Here is a 16,092-nt window from a genome sequence, read left to right as displayed (position 1 = left end):
GTACTAGGGAAGGGAAACCAATGATCAGTAAGCGACTCGGAATCGGTGCGGCGTTAGCCGCCGGCACCCTCGCCGCCGGCCTCGCGCTCGCCCCGGGCGCCGCGGCCGTGGTCCCCCAGACCGCCACGATCGTCGCGGACTGCGGTATCTACGGCGGTGGTGAGGCCACCCTCACGGCCACCCAGGACGGCACCGCCGCCACCCTCACCGTCAGCTCGTCCGAGATCACCAGCCCGCTCGCGCTCGCCGAGGACTCGGTCGCCTCCACCCTCACCCTGGCGAAGGCGGGCGGCGGCACGACCGTCTTCACGGGTACCGAGAACCCCGCGATCGCCGCCGGTGACGGCGTCACGGTCGGCCCGCTGCCCGGTACCGTCGCGGCCGGCGACAGCCTGGAGGCCTTCGGCGGCTCCCTGACGATGACGGTCTTCGGTATCACCATCACCTGTACGGCGGACGGGCCGCAGTCGCCGGGTCCGTTCGTGTTCGAGTGATCACCGGAACGTAGGCGCGTCAGGCGCACGGTCCCCCCACGGGCAGTGGCCCGGTACGGGCCGGTGCCGCCCGGCGCGCGGCGGCACCGGTCCGTCCGCTGTTCCGGCGTTCGGAACGTCAACTCGCGGACACAGGCGGTAAGTTGACAGAAGCTGATGGCCCATCAGTTGATGCTTCAGGGTTCCATTGACTTCTCACACGACCCGCACATCAATGACCTCCTGTCGGCGCGCAGCGCCCACATCCACAGGAGGGGCACCCATGGGTTCAGGAACCCGAAGACGCCGCCGCTGGGCGGCATTTCTCGGAACGGCCGCACTCGCGGTCACCGCGGGAGGCGCGTTCGCCTGCCCCGCGAACGCGGATCCGCAGCAGGTCGACTTCGCCACGCACTGCGTCCCGCCGCCCATCGCGGGCATCCCTCCGATCGACGGCACCACCACCGCCAAGATCACCGTCGACAACGCCGCACCCGAGGTGGGCGACACGGTCGCCGTCACCTACACGGTGGTCAAGCCCGCCGCGAGCAACCCCGTCGACATCGCGCTGCCCGCCGACATCATGACGCCCACCGGCAAGGTGACCCTGGGCGGCGCGCAGAGCGGTGACCTCACGGTCGCGGGCCCGAAGAAGAACGACCCGGTCCCGGGCAAGGGCGCCTTCCCGTCGTTCTCGATGACCGGCACCTTCACGGTCACCGCGCCCGGCGCGATCACCCTGTCGCCCGGCGACTACAACATCCACACCAGCTACCTCCTGGAGCTGGACACCCCGTGCACGGTCATCACCCCGCCCGCCCCCGTCTCCGAGACGATCACCGCGACCGGCGGCGGACAGACCAACAACCGTGCCATCAGCCTCGGTACGGCCTCCGGCAAGCCCGGTGACAGCGTGACCGTCACGGGGTCGAACTTCGCTCCGGGCGCGGCGGTCACCCTCGCCGGACGGGCCGGCGCCGCCCAGACGGCCGACAAGGCGACCGCCACCGCGAACGCCCAGGGAGCCATCAGCGGCAGCCTGGCCGTCAGCGACAAGGCGACCACCGGAGTGGTGGCGTACGAGGGGAGTGCCTGGAGCGACGACAAGGGCGCGGGCCCTGCCGCCTATGTCGTCATCGACGACACGCCCCTGCCCGCCAACAGCCAGAAGCTCAACTCCTCCGTCAAGGCGGGGACGTTGTCCATGACCCAGGCCGGGGACACCGTCGAACTCGCGGCCGTCGACTACGGCAAGGGCGGCTTCTCCCGCGGCTCGCTGCAGACGGTCACCGTCAAGGACTTCCGCGGCGGACCCGCGGGCTGGTCCCTGACCGGCAAGGTCACCGACTTCACCGGCCCCGCGGGGGCGACGATCGACGCCGCCAAGCTGGGCTGGACCCCGGTCTGCCTCACCAAGACCGGCAGCCCCAGCACCTGCCGGGCCGGTTCACCCGGTGCGGTCGGCAGTGCGGGCGCGACGCTGGCGTCCACGCCCAACGGCACGCTCACCGGCGGTGAGTTCACCGTCGACGCCCGGCTCTCGCTGAACGTTCCGGCGTTCACCCCGCCCGGCTCGTACTCCGGCGTGCTGACGCTCACCCTCACCTAGAGCGGACGGGCCGTCAGAAGTCCGGCGCCCGCCGGAGGCCGGGCGCGCACCCGCCCGGCCTCCTCCGTCCCATCCGCCCGGCCTCCCCTCCGTTCCACCCGCTCGGCCTCCTCCTCCGTCCCGTCCGCCCCCGGGGGTCCGCACCCATGCGTAAGTCGTTCCGCTCGCTCCTGCTTCTGCTCCTCGCCATGGCGGTGACCGGCGGAACACCCGCGCGCGCCGCCGACAACGGCAGCTGGTCGGTCTTCCCCGTCGCGTCGGAACTCGCCTCGCGGCCGTACTTCCACCTCTCCGCCGACCCGGGCACGACCATCGAGGACGAGGTCGCCGTCACCAACAAGACCGGGCGACCGCTGACGTTCCGGCTCTACGCGGCCGACGCGTACAACACCGCGCGGGACGGCGGATTCGCCGTGCGGACCTGGAAGGAGAGGCAGCGGGGCGTGGGCGCCTGGGCGAAGCCCGCCGAGGACAGGGTCACCGTTCCCGCGCACGGCAAGGTCACCGTGCCGTTCACGCTGAGGGTCCCCGAGTCGGCCGAACCCGGCGACCACCCGGGCGCCCTGGTCGCCCTGGACGAGCGGATCGACACGGGGGAGGGCGCGGTCGAGGTCGGCGTCCAGCGGGCCGTCGGCGCCCGGATCTATCTGCGGGTGGGCGGGCCGACCGTACCGGCGGTCGCCGTGGAGAAGGTCCGCGTCAGCCACCACCAGCCCCTGTTCCCCGGCGCCGGCGACAGCACGGCCACCGTCTCGTACACCCTCCACAACACCGGGAACGTCACCCTGGACCCCAAGGTGCGGCTGACGGCCGAAGGGCTCTTCGGCCGTACGCTGCTCTCCCGCGACCTGGCCGGGATCCCCTCCGAGCTGCTGCCCGGCCAGCGGGTGCGGCTCAGCGCGAAGTGGCGCGGCGCGCCCCAACTCGACTGGGGGGATGTGACGTTGACCGCCAGCGCGCGCGACACCCGCGAGTCGGCGAGCACGTCGTTCTTCGCCCTGCCGTGGCTGCTGGCCGTGGTACTGGGAGCGGGCATCGCGGCAGCGGTGGTGGTGATCAAGGTCAGGGGGAGAAGCAGCGACAGAGGTAGAGACAGAGGCAGAGGTAGAGGCAGAGGTGAGGGCGGGGTCAGAGAGCGTCCGGGCCGCGCTCGCCCGTCCGTACCCGGACCACCGTCTCCACCGGAACCGCCCACACCTTCCCGTCGCCGATCTTCCCCGTCCGGGCGGCCTTCACGATCGCCTCGATGACGGGCTCGGCGTCCGAGTCCCCGACGACGACCTCAATACGGACCTTCGGTACGAGGTCGACGCGGTACTCGGCGCCGCGGTACACCTCGGTGTGGCCACGCTGACGCCCGTACCCGCTGGCCTCCGTGACGGTCAGCCCGTGCACGCCGATCTCCTGCAGAGCGGTCTTCACCTCGTCGAGGCGGTGCGGCTTGATGATCGCGGTGATGAGCTTCATGCCTGGGGCCTGGCCTTCTGCGTGGTGGAGAGGACGGAGGAGGAGACCGGGGCGCCTTGGCCCAGGACCCCGTGATCGTAAGCGGTCTCGGCGTGCACCGTAAGGTCCAGGCCGGTCTGCTCGTGCTCCTCGTCGGCCCGCAGCCCCACGACCCTGTCGATCAGCTTGGCGACGCCGTACGTGACGGCGAAGGCGTACGCGCCGACGGCCACGATCGCCACCAGCTGCCTGCCGAGCTGCCCGAACCCGCCGCCGTACAGCAGGCCCTCGGCCCCGCCGGTCATGGTCCCGGTGGCGAAGACCCCGATGAACAGGGTGCCGATGACACCGCCGACCAGGTGCACGCCGACGACGTCCAGCGAGTCGTCGTAGTTGAACGTGAACTTCCAGGCCACCGCGTACGAGCAGACGACACCGGCGGCGAGGCCGATGACCAGTGCGCCGAGCAGCGAGACCGAACCGCAGGACGGGGTGATGGCGACCAGGCCCGCGACCGCGCCGGACGCCGAGCCCAGGGTGGTGGGGTGGCCGTCGCGCCGCTGCTCCACGAAGAGCCAGCCGAGCAGCCCGGTGCATCCCGCGGCCAGGGTGTTGAGGAAGGCGGCGGCGGCGAGACCGTTCGCACCGAGCGCCGAGCCCGCGTTGAAGCCGAACCAGCCGAACCACAGCAGACCCGCGCCCAGCATCACCATCGGCAGGTTGTGCGGGCGCATCGCGTCCTTCTTGAAACCGAGCCGCGGGCCCAGGACCAGGCACAACGCCAGTCCGGACGCCCCCGAAGTGATCTCGACGGGCAGCCCGCCCGCGAAGTCCAGGGCGCCCAGGTCCTCCAGGATCCAGCCGCCGGGACCCCACACCCAGTGGGCGACAGGAACGTATACGAGCAGCGCCCACAGGGGGACGAAGACCAGCCACGCCCCGAACTTCGCGCGGTCCGCGACCGCACCGCTGACCAGCGCCGCCGTGATGATCGCGAAGGTCAGCTGGAAGGTGGCGAAGAGAAGCGTCGGGACCGTGCCCTGGACACTGTCCGGGCCGAGGCCCGCCATGCCCGCGTGCTCCAGGCCGCCGATGAGCGCGCCGACTCCGGTGTCGGCGTGGTCGTCGCCGAACACGAGCGAGTAGCCGACGGCCAGCCACACGACCGTGACCAGGGCGATCGACACGAAGCTCATCATCAGCATGTTGAGGACGCTCTTCGTGCGGACCATGCCGCCGTAGAAGAGGGCGAGACCCGGAGTCATGAGCAGGACGAGCGCGGTGGCGGCGAGCAGCCAGGCGGTGTCACCGGTGTCGAGGGACGCGGCGACGGTCGTGGCGGGTCCGGCGGCCAGGGGCACGGGGTCTCCAACAGGTGGGGGCTGGTGGGGGCTGGCTGGTGGGGGCTCGTCAGAGCGTCACGGGTCCGCGTTTCCGGTCGCGTACAGGTGTGTTTCCGTCACGTTTCGTGTTGCGCGGGGGTTTCCGGAAGCTCACGGGGAGCCCGGCCTGCCGTCGATCGGCGGCAGGGGCCGGAATCCTGGTACGGCGGGGCCCCGACGATCAGGGACAATGGGCGCCATGAGCGTTCGTACCCAGTCATCCGAGCCGCCGGAATCCTCGGGGGCACCCCACCGCGCCGGCTTCGCCTGCTTCGTGGGCCGCCCCAACGCGGGCAAGTCCACCCTCACGAATGCTCTGGTCGGCCAGAAGGTGGCGATCACCGCGAACCAGCCGCAGACCACGCGGCACACGGTACGCGGCATCGTGCACCGGGCCGACGCCCAGTTGATCCTGGTGGACACCCCGGGGCTGCACAAACCGCGCACGCTCCTCGGCGAGCGGCTCAACGACGTCGTCCGTACGACGTGGGCCGAGGTCGACGTGATCGGGTTCTGCCTCCCCGCGAACGAGAAGCTCGGTCCCGGCGACCGCTTCATCGCGAAGGAACTGGCGTCCATCAAGAAGACGCCGAAGATCGCGATCGTCACGAAGACCGACCTCGTCGACAGCAAGACGCTCGCCGAGCAGCTCATCGCCATCGACCAGCTCGGCAAGGAGCTGGGCTTCGAGTGGGCCGAGATCGTGCCCGTGTCGGCGGTCGCCGACCAGCAGGTCGACCTGCTGGCGGACCTCCTCGTCCCGCTGATCCCCGAGGGCCCGGCTCTGTACCCGGAGGGCGACCTCACGGACGAGCCCGAGCAGGTCATGGTGGCCGAGCTGATCCGGGAGGCCGCGTTGGAGGGGGTCCGGGACGAGCTGCCGCACTCCATCGCCGTCGTCGTGGAGGAGATGCTGCCGCGCGAGGACCGGCCGGCCGACAAGCCGCTGCTCGACATCCACGCGTTCGTCTACATCGAGCGGCCCAGCCAGAAGGGGATCGTCATCGGTCCCAAGGGCAAGCGGCTGAAGGAAGTCGGGATCAAGTCGCGCAAGCAGATCGAGGCGTTGCTGGGTACGCCGGTCTTCCTGGACCTGCATGTGAAGGTCGCGAAGGACTGGCAGAGGGACCCGCGCCAACTCCGCAAGCTCGGCTTCTGACCCTGTCCCCGGGGGCTGCGCCCCCAGACCCCCCTTTCGCGCTTGCGCGCTCGTCCTCAAACGCCGGACGGGCTGAAAGATGCTTTTCAGCCCGTCCGGCGTTTGAGGACCGGGGGTTCGGGGGCCGGCCCCCGAGTCGTCGACGGGAACGGGTAGGGGCGGCGGGGGCGAGGAAAACCCCTCACTCCACCCCCTCACTCCACCCCCTTGATCCGGTTCACCAGAACCGCCCCCGCCAACCCCACCACCGCCGCCACGGCGTACAGCACCCGGTATCCCCCCAGATACGTCACGATCGGCGCGGCCAGCACAGGCGCCGCGACCTGCGGAACGGCGTTGGCCGCGTTGATCACGCCGAGGTCCTTGCCGCGGTCCAGCGCCTTCGGCAGCACGTCGGTCATCAGCGCGAAGTCCACCGACGCGAAGACGCCGAAGCCCAGACCCAGGAGCACCGAGGCGACCACCGTGCCGGTCCACGTCGGCCAGGCCGCGATCACTCCGGCCGCGATCGCCATGACGACGCCCGAGCAGGTCACGAATGGTTTACGGCGGCCCACCCGGTCCGACCACATCCCGGCGACGACGACCGTGGCGAGCAGCATCGACGCGTTCAACGCCGTCAGGATCAGTACGCCCTGCTCGGGATCGGGGTGATGCAGGCGGTCCCGCAGGAAGTAGAGCAGGTACATGACGCCGAGGCTGTTGCTCAGATTGACGAGGAACCTTGTCAGCCAGGCCCAGCCGAAGTCCGGGTGGCGGCGCGGGCTCAGCCAGAAGGAGCCCAGGAAACCGCGCCAGGACCAGGGCGGGCGAGCCGCGCGGGGCAGCCGGATGTCCCGGTGGCGCAGCACGTACGGCAGGACGCCCAGCACGGTGAAGGCCGCACAGGCCGCGTAGCCCGCCGTGACGCCCCCGGCCAGCGTCGCCAGACCCGTCCCGCCGACGACGCCCAGGATCTGCGCCGCGCCCAGCCAGCCGCCCACCGCGCCCCGCTGCCGCCGCGGCACCCGGTCCGGCACGGCGGCCGTCACGGCGGCCCAGGCCGCGTTCAGGGTCAGCTGCGCCAGGCACCAGCCGAGCGCCATGGTCCACGGGCCGCCCGCCGCCCCGAGGAGCAGCAGCGACAGCGCGCCGCCCGCCGCGCCCGCCACGATCCACGGGGTACGGCGGCCCCAGCGGGACGTCGTACGGTCGGACAGCGCGCCGAAGACGGGGTTCACGAGCAGCGACACCACCGCGCCCGCGCCCGTCACCCAGGCCAGGACGGCCTCCTTCGACAGGCCGGTGCCGGGCGCGAAGTCCTCCGCCTGGGAGGCGAGGAGGATCTGCAGCGGGCCGAACCAGCCCACCCAGATCGCCCAGTTGGCGAGCGAGAGGGTCGCCGTCCAGCCCCGGCCCACCCGCTCGACGGGCTCGGCGAGCGCCGGGCCGGGCGCGGGCCCGTGCGCGGACGCCGTCACGACTGTCCCGGGTGTCCCGGCCTCTGGGTCCGCAGGACGTCCCGCAGCCAGTGGTACGAAGCCTTCGGGGTCCGTTCCAGGGTCTCGAAGTCGACGTGCACCAGGCCGAAGCGGCGCGCGTACCCCTCGGCCCACTCGAAGTTGTCGAGAAGCGACCACACGAAGTACCCGCGGACGTCCACGCCCTGTTCCGACGCCCGGTGCAGGGCCCGCAGATGACCGTCCAGGTAGGTGATCCGCTCCTGGTCGTCCAGACCCTCGTACGAGCAGCCGTTCTCCGTGATGACGACGGGCGGCAGCCGGTCGCCGTACCGTCCGCGGAAGTCCACCAGCAGTTCGGTGAGCGCTTCCGGCACCACAGGCCAGCCGAAGTCCGTGACCGGGTAGCCCTCGATCTTCCGTACCGAGAAGGGGAGTTCGGCGGGCATGGTCAGTCCGCCGAACTCGATCTCCGCGCCCTGCGGCGCGCCCACCCTCGTCGGCGCGTAGTAGTTGATCCCGTACCAGTCGACCGGCTGTCCGATGGTCTTCAGGTCCGCCGCGAGGTCCTCGGCGCCGCCGGGCATCAGTTCGCCGATGCCCTCCGGGTACCGCCCGAGCAGCACCGGGTCGGCGAACAGCCGGTTGAGGAGCAGGTCGTAGAAGCCGGCCGCCTCCAGGTCCGCGGGTTCCTGGGAGGCGGGCCAGGTCGGGCCGTGCGAGTTGGCGATCCCGATGTCCGTCACCCCGGCCGCCCGCAGGGCCTGTACGGCGAGGCCGTGGGCCAGCAACTGGTGGTGGGCGGCGGGCAGCGCGTCGAAGAGAAGCTGCTTTCCGGGCGCGTGCGCCCCCAGGGCGTGGCCCAGCAGGGTGTGCTCGGCCGGCTCGTTGAGGGTGATCCACTTGCTGATCCGGTCGCCGAGGCGGGCGGCGACCAGCGCGGCGTACTCGGCGAACCGTCCGGCCGTGTCCCGTTCGAGCCAGCCGCCCGCGTCGGCCTCCGACACCGGCAGATCCCAGTGGAAGAGGGTCGGGACGGGGCGTACGCCCGCCGCGCACAGCTCGTCGACCAGCCGGTCGTAGAAGTCCAGGCCGCCGGGGGAGTTCACCCGCGGCCAGGAGACGGAGAAGCGGTACGCGTCCACCCCGAGGTCGCGCAGGAGCGCCACGTCCTCGGGGTAGCGGTGGTAGTGGTCGCAGGCCACCGCGGCCGTCGAACCGTCCTTCACCCGACCCGGTTCGGCCGTGAAGGCGTCCCACACGGAGCGCTCCCGGCGGTCGGCCGCGCCCTCGATCTGATGGGCCGAGGTGGAGACCCCCCAGAGGAAGCCGGCGGGGAATCGGGGTATCGGGTCCGATGCCGCTGCCGCCGTCTTCGCCGTGCTCGCCGCCTTCACCGCGTTCACCGCGTTCACCGCGTTCACCGTGTTCGCCATGCGCGCGATCATCCGTACCGGCGGTGAGCGAAGTCAACAACGTTGCGTGAACTGGCCGTTACTGGGCCGGTACTGGTCCCGCCGGTCCCGTATCGGCCCCGCCGGGGTGCCTACGCGCCCTCCTTCAGGACCCTGGAGATCAGTTTCCGCTGCTCGTCCGTCAGACGCGGGTCCGCGCAGTGGACCGTCTTCCCGTCCACCGTGATCTCGTAGCTGAAGCCGTCCGGGACGCCTGTGGGGGGCGTGCTCCGGCCGGCGGCGACCGCCTGCTCGGCCAGGGCGTGCCATTCCTGGGCATCGGCGCGGCCCGAGGTGTCCACCTCGGCGTGCCGCTCGATGCCCGCGAATCCGCCTGTGCGTCGTACCTGAATACGCATGGGTCCCTGTCTAGTACGAATCGCGGGCCCGAGCCACGCTCACCCGGTCGGTACCTTGACCTGTTCCCACGCCTTGCTGACGGCCTGCAGTTCCTCGCCCTCGCCGAACAGGGCGCGTGCCTGGGCCAGGGTCAGCTTGGCGAAGTCCGAGAAGCTCGCCTTCGAGTCCAGCTCGCCGCCGGTCAGCACGCTGTACCAGATCTTCCCGGCCCGCTCCCAGGCCGGCCCGCCCAGCGCGGTCGCGGCCAGGTAGAAGGCGTGGTTGGGGATGCCGGAGTTGATGTGCACCCCGCCGTTGTCGCGGCCGGTGCGGACGTAGTCGTCCATCGTGGCGGGCTGCGGGTCCTTGCCGAGCACGTCGTCGTCGTACGCCGTGCCCGGGGCCTTCATCGAGCGCAGGGCCGTGCCCGTGACGCGCGGGGCGAGCAGGCCCGCGCCGATCAGCCAGTCGGCCTCGGTGACGCTCTGGCCGAGCGTGTACTGCTTGATGAGCGAGCCGAAGACGTCGGACATCGACTCGTTGAGCGCGCCCGGCTGGCCGAAGTACGTGAGGTTCGCTGTGTACTGCGTGACGCCGTGCGCGAGTTCGTGGCCGATGACGTCGACCGGGATGGTGAAGTCGAGGAAGATCTCGCCGTCACCGTCGCCGAACACCATCTGCTCGCCGTTCCAGAAGGCGTTGTTGTACTCCTCGTCGAAGTGCACGGTCGCGTTCAGCGGCAGCCCCTCGCCGTTGATCGAGTTGCGCCCGTACGCCTTCAGGAACAGGTCGAAGGTGGCGCCCAGGCCGGCGTACGCGCGGTTGACCGTGGCGTCCTTGCCGGGCTTGTCGCCCTCGCCGCGCACCTTCTTGCCGGGCAGGTCCTGCTTGTGCTTCGCGTCGTGGATCGTGCGGTGGGGCTTGTCCTCGGCGGCGCCGCCCGGCGGGGCGAGGGCGGGTGCGCCGAGGACTGTCGTCAGCCGGCGGTGGGTGCGCTCCCGTGCGTCCCGCTCCAGGGTGCGGCGGGCCTTGCCGGCGAGCGCTCGGTCCTCTGCCTGGGACAGGGTGTCGAGGACGTGGGGCGGGATGATGGTGCAGAAGACGGGCTCGAAGCCGCCGTGTGTCGTCATGCCCGGCACCATTGCACTGTGTGACGTGACTGTCACTAGGGGCAACCATGATTGGTGAAATGGGGGGATAAGGGGGGCGTGGGGGTCCGGTTTCGTGTACGGGCGGGTACGGGTGCGGTGCCTGTGGGCGGGTGCGGGCCCGTCGTGGCTGGCCGCGCAGTTCCCCGCGCCCCTAAAAGCCAAAGACTGCGCCGTTCCCCGCGCCCCCAGAAAAGCCAAGGGCTGCGCAGTTCCCCGCGCCCCAAAGACAAAAGACTGCGCCGTTCCCCGCGCCCCTGGGGGGGTGACCCTGCGCTGTGGTCCGCGGCGGCTCTCAGGGGCGCGGGGAACTGCGCGATCTTTGAGGTGCGCGTGCGGCGGCGGGTGCGGCGCTCGTCCCGGGGGTGCGGGGAACTGCGCAGTCTTTAGGCTTGTAGGGGCGCGGGGAACGGCGCAATCGGTCAGGGGAGCCGTGCCGCGTCCCGCATAGTGATACGGGCGCTCGGGCGCCGCGCCACTCCGATAACATGCGGAGCATCATGCGTTTCGGGCTGCTTCTCCTTAGCTGCCGCGGCGAGGGCCTGTAGTCGAGGCCGACCCCCTCCCCGCGGAGTTCTGGCGTTGCGCCGTCGGCCGTCCCTCAGGACCGAATCCGCTCGGTTCCGAGGATCAAACGGACCCAGAGGAGCCCACGCATCATGGCGAACCGCCAGCAGCCCACCACCATGCCGATCCACAGGTACCGCCCGTACGACCAGGTCGACATCCCCGACCGTACGTGGCCGGACAACCGGATCACCGCCGCCCCCCGCTGGCTCTCCACCGACCTGCGTGACGGCAACCAGGCCCTGATCGACCCCATGTCGCCCGCGCGCAAGCGTGAGATGTTCGACCTGCTGGTGTCGATGGGCTACAAGGAGATCGAGGTCGGCTTCCCGGCCTCGGGACAGACCGACTTCGACTTCGTGCGCTCGATCATCGAGGAAGAGGGCGCGATCCCCGACGACGTGACGATCTCCGTACTGACCCAGGCCCGCGAGGACCTGATCGAGCGGACCGTCGAGTCGTTGAAGGGCGCCAAGCGCGCCAACGTCCACCTCTACAACGCCACCGCGCCGGTCTTCCGCCGCGTCGTCTTCCGCGGCTCCAGGGACGACATCAAGCAGATCGCCGTCGACGGCACCCGTCTGGTGGTCGAGTACGCGGAGAAGCTGCTGGGCCCCGAGACGACCTTCGGGTACCAGTACAGCCCCGAGATCTTCACCGACACCGAGCTGGACTTCGCCCTGGAGGTCTGCGAGGCCGTCATGGACGTCTGGCAGCCGGGCCCGGACCGCGAGATCATCCTGAACCTGCCCGCCACGGTGGAGCGCTCGACCCCCTCCACGCACGCGGACCGCTTCGAGTGGATGTCGCGCAACCTGTCCCGCCGCGAGCACGTCTGCCTGTCCGTCCACCCGCACAACGACCGCGGTACGGCGGTGGCCGCCGCCGAGCTGGCGCTGATGGCCGGCGCCGACCGCGTCGAGGGCTGCCTGTTCGGGCAGGGCGAGCGCACCGGCAACGTCGACCTGGTCACGCTGGGCATGAACCTGTTCTCGCAGGGTGTCGACCCGCAGATCGACTTCTCGAACATCGACGAGGTCCGGCGCACCGCCGAGTACTGCAACCAGATGGAGGTCCACGCCCGCCACCCGTACGTCGGCGACCTCGTCTACACCTCCTTCTCCGGCTCCCACCAGGACGCCATCAAGAAGGGCTTCGACGCGATGGAGGCCGACGCCGCCGCCAAGGGCGTCACGGTCGACGGCATCGAGTGGGCCGTCCCGTACCTGCCGATCGACCCCAAGGACGTCGGCCGCTCGTACGAGGCCGTCATCCGGGTCAACTCGCAGTCCGGCAAGGGCGGTATCGCGTACGTCCTGAAGAACGACCACAAGCTGGACCTGCCGCGCCGGATGCAGATCGAGTTCTCGCGGATCATCCAGGCGAAGACGGACGCCGAGGGCGGCGAGGTCACCCCGAAGGACATCTGGGCGGCCTTCCGGGACGAGTACCTGCCGAACCCGGAGAACCCCTGGGGCCGTGTCCAGGTCCGCAACGGCCAGTCCACGACGGACAAGGACGGCGTGGACACGCTCACCGTCGAGGCCGAGGTGGACGGTGCCGAGACCACCCTGGTCGGCACCGGCAACGGGCCGATCTCCGCGTTCTTCCACGCGCTGCAGGGCATCGGCGTCGACGCCCGCCTGCTGGACTACCAGGAGCACACGATGAGCGAGGGCGCCTCCGCGGTGGCCGCCTCGTACATCGAGGTCGCGATCGGCGACAAGGTCCTGTGGGGAATCGGCATCGACGCGAATACGACACGCGCATCACTGAAGGCTGTCGTCTCCGCCGTCAACCGCGCCACACGATAAGGCCTTTCACCTGCGTTTCTGTGGTCCCGTCCGCCTCACAGGCGGGCGGGACCACTGCGTTGATCCAGCCATGTCGCCGAGTGGCCTCTCCCGGGGTACTGACTCCGCATCAACAATGTGGCTAACATCACGCCAACGCGGCGATGTTGCCGTGGGGTTACGGAGGTGCGAACGTGCTGCCAGGATGGGGACGAAACGGCCGGTTTGTCCGTGCCGGCACGGTGGGCGTTTCGCGCATCCTCGGAATCAGGACGGCGTGGACCACCGTCGGTGACGGCGAGTTCTTCTGCCCGGGCTGCGGAGGCGACCGCAACTACCAGCGCCTCACCGGCCGCCGCCGCTTCACCTGCCTCGGCGTCCCGGTCATGCCGCGCGGCGAGACCGGCCCCGTCGTCGAGTGCGCGGCCTGCGGGAACCACTACAGCGCGGACGTCCTCGACCATCCGACGACCACGCGCTTCTCGGCGATGCTCCGTGACGCCGTCCACACCGTCGCGCTCGCCGTGCTCGCCGCGGGGGGCACGTGTGCCCGTACGTCGCTGGAGACGGCCGCGGGTGCCGTTCGCTCGGCGGGCTTCGACGACTGTACGGAGGAGCAGCTGGCCGCGCTCGTGGAGGCGCTCGCCGCCGACACCGGGCGGATCTTCGGGGAGCCGTGCGGGCCGGGGCTGTCCATAGAGCTGCATGAGGCCCTGGACCCGCTGGCGCCCCACCTCGCCCCCTCAGGCCGTGAGGCGATCCTCCTCCAGGGGGCGCGGATCGCTCTCGCGGACGGGCCGTACACGCCGGCCGAGCGGGAGGCGCTCACGACGGTCGGTGCGGCGCTGACGATCTGCTCGGACGATGTGACACGCCTGCTCACGGCGGCGCGCACGCCGTCCTGACCACGCCAAAAGACTGCGCCGTTCCCCGCGCCCCTGAACGACGAAAGGCCGCGCGTACGGGTGCGGCCCGGTGGGGGCTGATCGCGCAGTTCCCCGCGCCCCCTAAGGGCAAAAGCTGGGGCGCAGCCCCGCTTTTGAGGGGCGCGGGGAACTGCGCGGCCGACCCCCACCGGGCCCGCAGGCGCAAGCGCTCGGTCAGCGTGAGCTTTCGCCTCTCAGGGGCGCGGGGCATTGCCCTGTCCCTCGGGCCGCACTAGTTTCGCCGCCGACCTCGTGTCTTGGGATCCCGCTGAGGAGAAGACCTACAACAACCCCGCCCCCGCCAGGAACTTCCCCACCCCTTCCACCTCCTCCGCGGACAGCGGCACCTGCGGCTCCGCCACCGCCGCGCACGCGATGACCCCCCGCAACCGCAGCGCCGCCTTGAACGCGCCGAGCGCCGAGGACGAACCCCCCATCCGCCCCCCGTCCCCCACCCGAACCATCCCGAACAACGCGCACAACCGCTCCTGCTCGGCCCGGGCCAGCGCCCATTCCCCCTCCCGGCACAGCCGGTACAGCCGCACGTACCCGGCAGGGTCGACGTTCGCCAGCCCCGGCACCGCCCCGTCCGCCCCCATCGCCAGCGCGGAGTCCACGACCCGCTCGGACCCGGTCAGCACGCTGAAACCGGTGACGCCGGGGTGCGCCCGGGCCCCGGTCACGACCGCCCGGAACCCGCCCTCGTCCCCGCTGGAGTCCTTGAGCCCGGCCAGTGTCCCCTCGGCCGCCAGCTCAAGCACCAGTTCGGCGCCCAGCTTGGAGTGGACGGCGACCGGCAGGTCGTACGCGAAGACCGGCACCGGCGAACGCGCGGCGACGAGACGGTAGTGGCGGGCGATCTCCGCCGGATGGGTGCGGGTGTAGAAGGGCGCCGTCACGACCACGGCGTCGGCGCCCGCGTCCGTGACGTACCGGACGTGGTCGAGGACGCGCGGGGTCGTCATGTCGATGGCGCCGGCGAGGACGGGCACCCCGCCCGACACATGGCCGACCACCGTCTCGACGATCAACCGCCGGTGACGGTCCGTCAAGTACGCGGCCTCGGAGGACGTTCCGAGGACGAACAGGCCGTCCACCCCGCCCTCCAGCAGATGGTCGACCAGCCTGATCAGTGAGGGGACGTCCACCTTGCGGTCCGGTGTCAGGGGCGTGCAGACGGGCGGTACGACACCGGTCAGCGGGGCGGGAAGGGTCATCAAGGCTCCCTTTGATCGTCTCGGTTGTCTCGATCATCTCTATTGTCACGATTGTCTCGGCTGAGGGCCGTGGCCCGCGGTACGGCGGTGACCGCCTGTGCGACCAGGTCCCGGGTCGACAGACCGTCCTCCACAGGATGGTGGCAGCGGAAGCGGTGCCCGGGGGTCGACGCGGCCGCGAAGCCGGGCATCGTCTCGGCACACACCCCGTCCGCCTTCCAGCAGCGCGTCCGGAAGGGGCAGCCGCTCGGCGGGCGGGTGGCCGACGGGACGGGGCCGACGAGCGGGATCGGGTCGATGGGGTCCAGCAGACCGGGCGTCGCGGAGAAGAGGGCACGGGTGTACGGGTGCCGGGACCGGTCGGTCACCTCGTCGGCCGGGGACTCCTCGACGATCCGGCCGAGGTACATCGTGATGACGCGGTCGCTCATCCTCCGTACGGTCTGGATGTCGTGCGAGACGAAGACCAGCGCCAGACCGAGCCGCTCCTTCAGGTCGAGGAGGAGGTTGAGGATCTGGGCGCGGACCGAGACGTCCAGCGCGCTCGTCGGTTCGTCGGCGACCACCAGGTCCGGGTCGAGGGCCAGCGCCCGTGCGATGGCGACCCGTTGGCGCTGACCGCCGGAGAGCTGGCCGGGGAGGCCGTCCGCCAGCGCCCTGGGCAGTCCGACCAGGGACATCAACTCGCGTACGCGCTCGTCGCGTTGCGCGGCCGTGCCCCGTCTGTGCACGTCCAGCGGGTCGCGCAGGATCTGCCGTACCGTCAGCCGGCGGTTCAGGGCCGTCGACGGGTCCTGGAAGATCATGCCGGTGCCCGCGCCCACCGTCGTCCGGCGCAGCGCCGGGGCCATCGTCCACAGGTCGCCGCCCCGCAGGGACACCGTCCCGGAGGTCGGCCTCTGCACTCCCACCAGGACCTTGGCGAGCGTCGACTTGCCGCAGCCGGACTCGCCGACGACGCCCACCGTCTCGCCGGGCGCGATGGTGAGATCGGCGCCGGTCAGGGCGTACACCCGGTCGCGGGAGAACAGGCCGCCGGTGCGCGCCCTGTGGACGACGTGCACGTCGTTCAGCTCCACCAGGGGGCCGGCCGGTGCGCTCGCGGCACCGCCTGTGTCACCGCTCGTGCCGGCGTTCATG

At 71.1% G+C, this 16,092-nt stretch carries 13 protein-coding genes and 1 pseudogene; 6 read left to right on the top strand and 8 right to left on the bottom strand.

Going from position 1 to position 16,092, the window contains the following annotated elements; all coding sequences use genetic code 11:
- The first annotated feature begins 20 nt into the window (after positions 1-20).
- From ACH4DZ_RS05835 to ACH4DZ_RS05825, 3 genes and pseudogenes are all read left to right on the top strand, one after another.
- Entirely contained in the window at positions 21-494 is a 474-nt protein-coding gene (locus ACH4DZ_RS05835; protein WP_398285694.1) for a hypothetical protein, read from the top strand.
- A gap of 262 nt (positions 495-756) precedes the next feature.
- Positions 757-2,082 carry a beta-xylosidase gene (locus tag ACH4DZ_RS05830; RefSeq protein ID WP_398285693.1) on the top strand — a complete coding sequence of 442 codons (1,326 nt, stop codon included), beginning with the start codon at positions 757-759 and terminating at the stop codon, positions 2,080-2,082.
- A 146-nt stretch (positions 2,083-2,228) separates the two neighbouring features.
- A pseudogene (locus tag ACH4DZ_RS05825) lies at positions 2,229-2,588 on the top strand (DUF916 domain-containing protein); the annotation flags it as partial.
- A gap of 622 nt (positions 2,589-3,210) precedes the next feature.
- Here ACH4DZ_RS05825 and ACH4DZ_RS05820 read toward each other — a convergent pair.
- Both ACH4DZ_RS05820 and ACH4DZ_RS05815 read right to left on the bottom strand, forming a co-directional pair.
- Positions 3,211-3,549, bottom strand: coding sequence for a P-II family nitrogen regulator (locus ACH4DZ_RS05820; protein WP_398285692.1), 339 nt, complete (start codon positions 3,547-3,549; stop codon positions 3,211-3,213).
- Positions 3,546-4,889, bottom strand: coding sequence for an ammonium transporter (locus ACH4DZ_RS05815; protein WP_398285691.1), 1,344 nt, complete (start codon positions 4,887-4,889; stop codon positions 3,546-3,548). The genes ACH4DZ_RS05820 and ACH4DZ_RS05815 overlap by 4 nt, the downstream gene beginning before the upstream one ends.
- A 220-nt stretch (positions 4,890-5,109) precedes the next feature.
- Here ACH4DZ_RS05815 and era point away from each other — a divergent pair, with 220 nt between their 5' ends.
- Positions 5,110-6,069 (top strand): GTPase Era, encoded by a 960-nt coding sequence (gene era / locus ACH4DZ_RS05810; RefSeq protein WP_398285690.1) that lies wholly within the window; start codon positions 5,110-5,112, stop codon positions 6,067-6,069.
- A gap of 194 nt (positions 6,070-6,263) precedes the next feature.
- On the opposite strand, the gene ACH4DZ_RS05805 is transcribed toward era, so the two are convergent.
- The 4 genes from ACH4DZ_RS05805 to ACH4DZ_RS05790 form a co-directional block, all read right to left on the bottom strand.
- Entirely contained in the window at positions 6,264-7,529 is a 1,266-nt protein-coding gene (locus tag ACH4DZ_RS05805; RefSeq protein WP_398285689.1) for an MFS transporter, read from the bottom strand.
- Entirely contained in the window at positions 7,526-8,944 is a 1,419-nt protein-coding gene (locus ACH4DZ_RS05800) for a GH1 family beta-glucosidase (RefSeq protein WP_398285688.1), read from the bottom strand. Before ACH4DZ_RS05800 ends, ACH4DZ_RS05805 begins: the two co-directional genes overlap by 4 nt.
- 110 nt (positions 8,945-9,054) lie before the next feature.
- The gene (locus ACH4DZ_RS05795) at positions 9,055-9,321 is read right to left on the bottom strand and encodes a protealysin inhibitor emfourin (RefSeq protein ID WP_398285687.1); all 267 of its coding nucleotides are present in this window, start codon (positions 9,319-9,321) and stop codon (positions 9,055-9,057) included.
- Between the two features lie 39 nt (positions 9,322-9,360).
- A complete protein-coding gene (locus tag ACH4DZ_RS05790; protein ID WP_398285686.1) occupies positions 9,361-10,431 on the bottom strand; it encodes a M4 family metallopeptidase in 1,071 nt (356 codons plus the stop codon).
- A 677-nt stretch (positions 10,432-11,108) separates the two neighbouring features.
- On the opposite strand from ACH4DZ_RS05790, the gene leuA reads away from it, so the two are divergent.
- Together leuA and ACH4DZ_RS05780 are read left to right on the top strand one after the other, a co-directional pair.
- Positions 11,109-12,830, top strand: a complete 1,722-nt coding sequence (gene leuA, locus ACH4DZ_RS05785; protein ID WP_398285685.1) for a 2-isopropylmalate synthase — start codon at positions 11,109-11,111, stop codon at positions 12,828-12,830.
- Between the two features lie 173 nt (positions 12,831-13,003).
- Positions 13,004-13,714, top strand: a complete 711-nt coding sequence (locus tag ACH4DZ_RS05780; protein ID WP_398285683.1) for a TerB family tellurite resistance protein — start codon at positions 13,004-13,006, stop codon at positions 13,712-13,714.
- 302 nt (positions 13,715-14,016) lie between these two features.
- Here ACH4DZ_RS05780 and ACH4DZ_RS05775 read toward each other — a convergent pair whose 3' ends face one another.
- Both ACH4DZ_RS05775 and ACH4DZ_RS05770 read right to left on the bottom strand, forming a co-directional pair.
- Positions 14,017-14,952, bottom strand: a complete 936-nt coding sequence (locus tag ACH4DZ_RS05775) for a dihydrodipicolinate synthase family protein (protein WP_398285682.1) — start codon at positions 14,950-14,952, stop codon at positions 14,017-14,019.
- Positions 14,952-16,091 (bottom strand): oligopeptide/dipeptide ABC transporter ATP-binding protein, encoded by a 1,140-nt coding sequence (locus tag ACH4DZ_RS05770; RefSeq protein WP_398286212.1) that lies wholly within the window; start codon positions 16,089-16,091, stop codon positions 14,952-14,954. The genes ACH4DZ_RS05775 and ACH4DZ_RS05770 overlap by 1 nt, the downstream gene beginning before the upstream one ends.
- Position 16,092: the final 1 nt, after the last annotated feature.

The organism is Streptomyces sp. NPDC017991, assembly GCF_044328075.1.
In the GTDB taxonomy this organism is placed as follows: Bacteria; Actinomycetota; Actinomycetes; order Streptomycetales; family Streptomycetaceae; genus Streptomyces.
The sequence above is the reverse complement of the archived record's forward strand: the minus strand, read 5'-3'. Positions and strand labels throughout refer to the sequence as shown.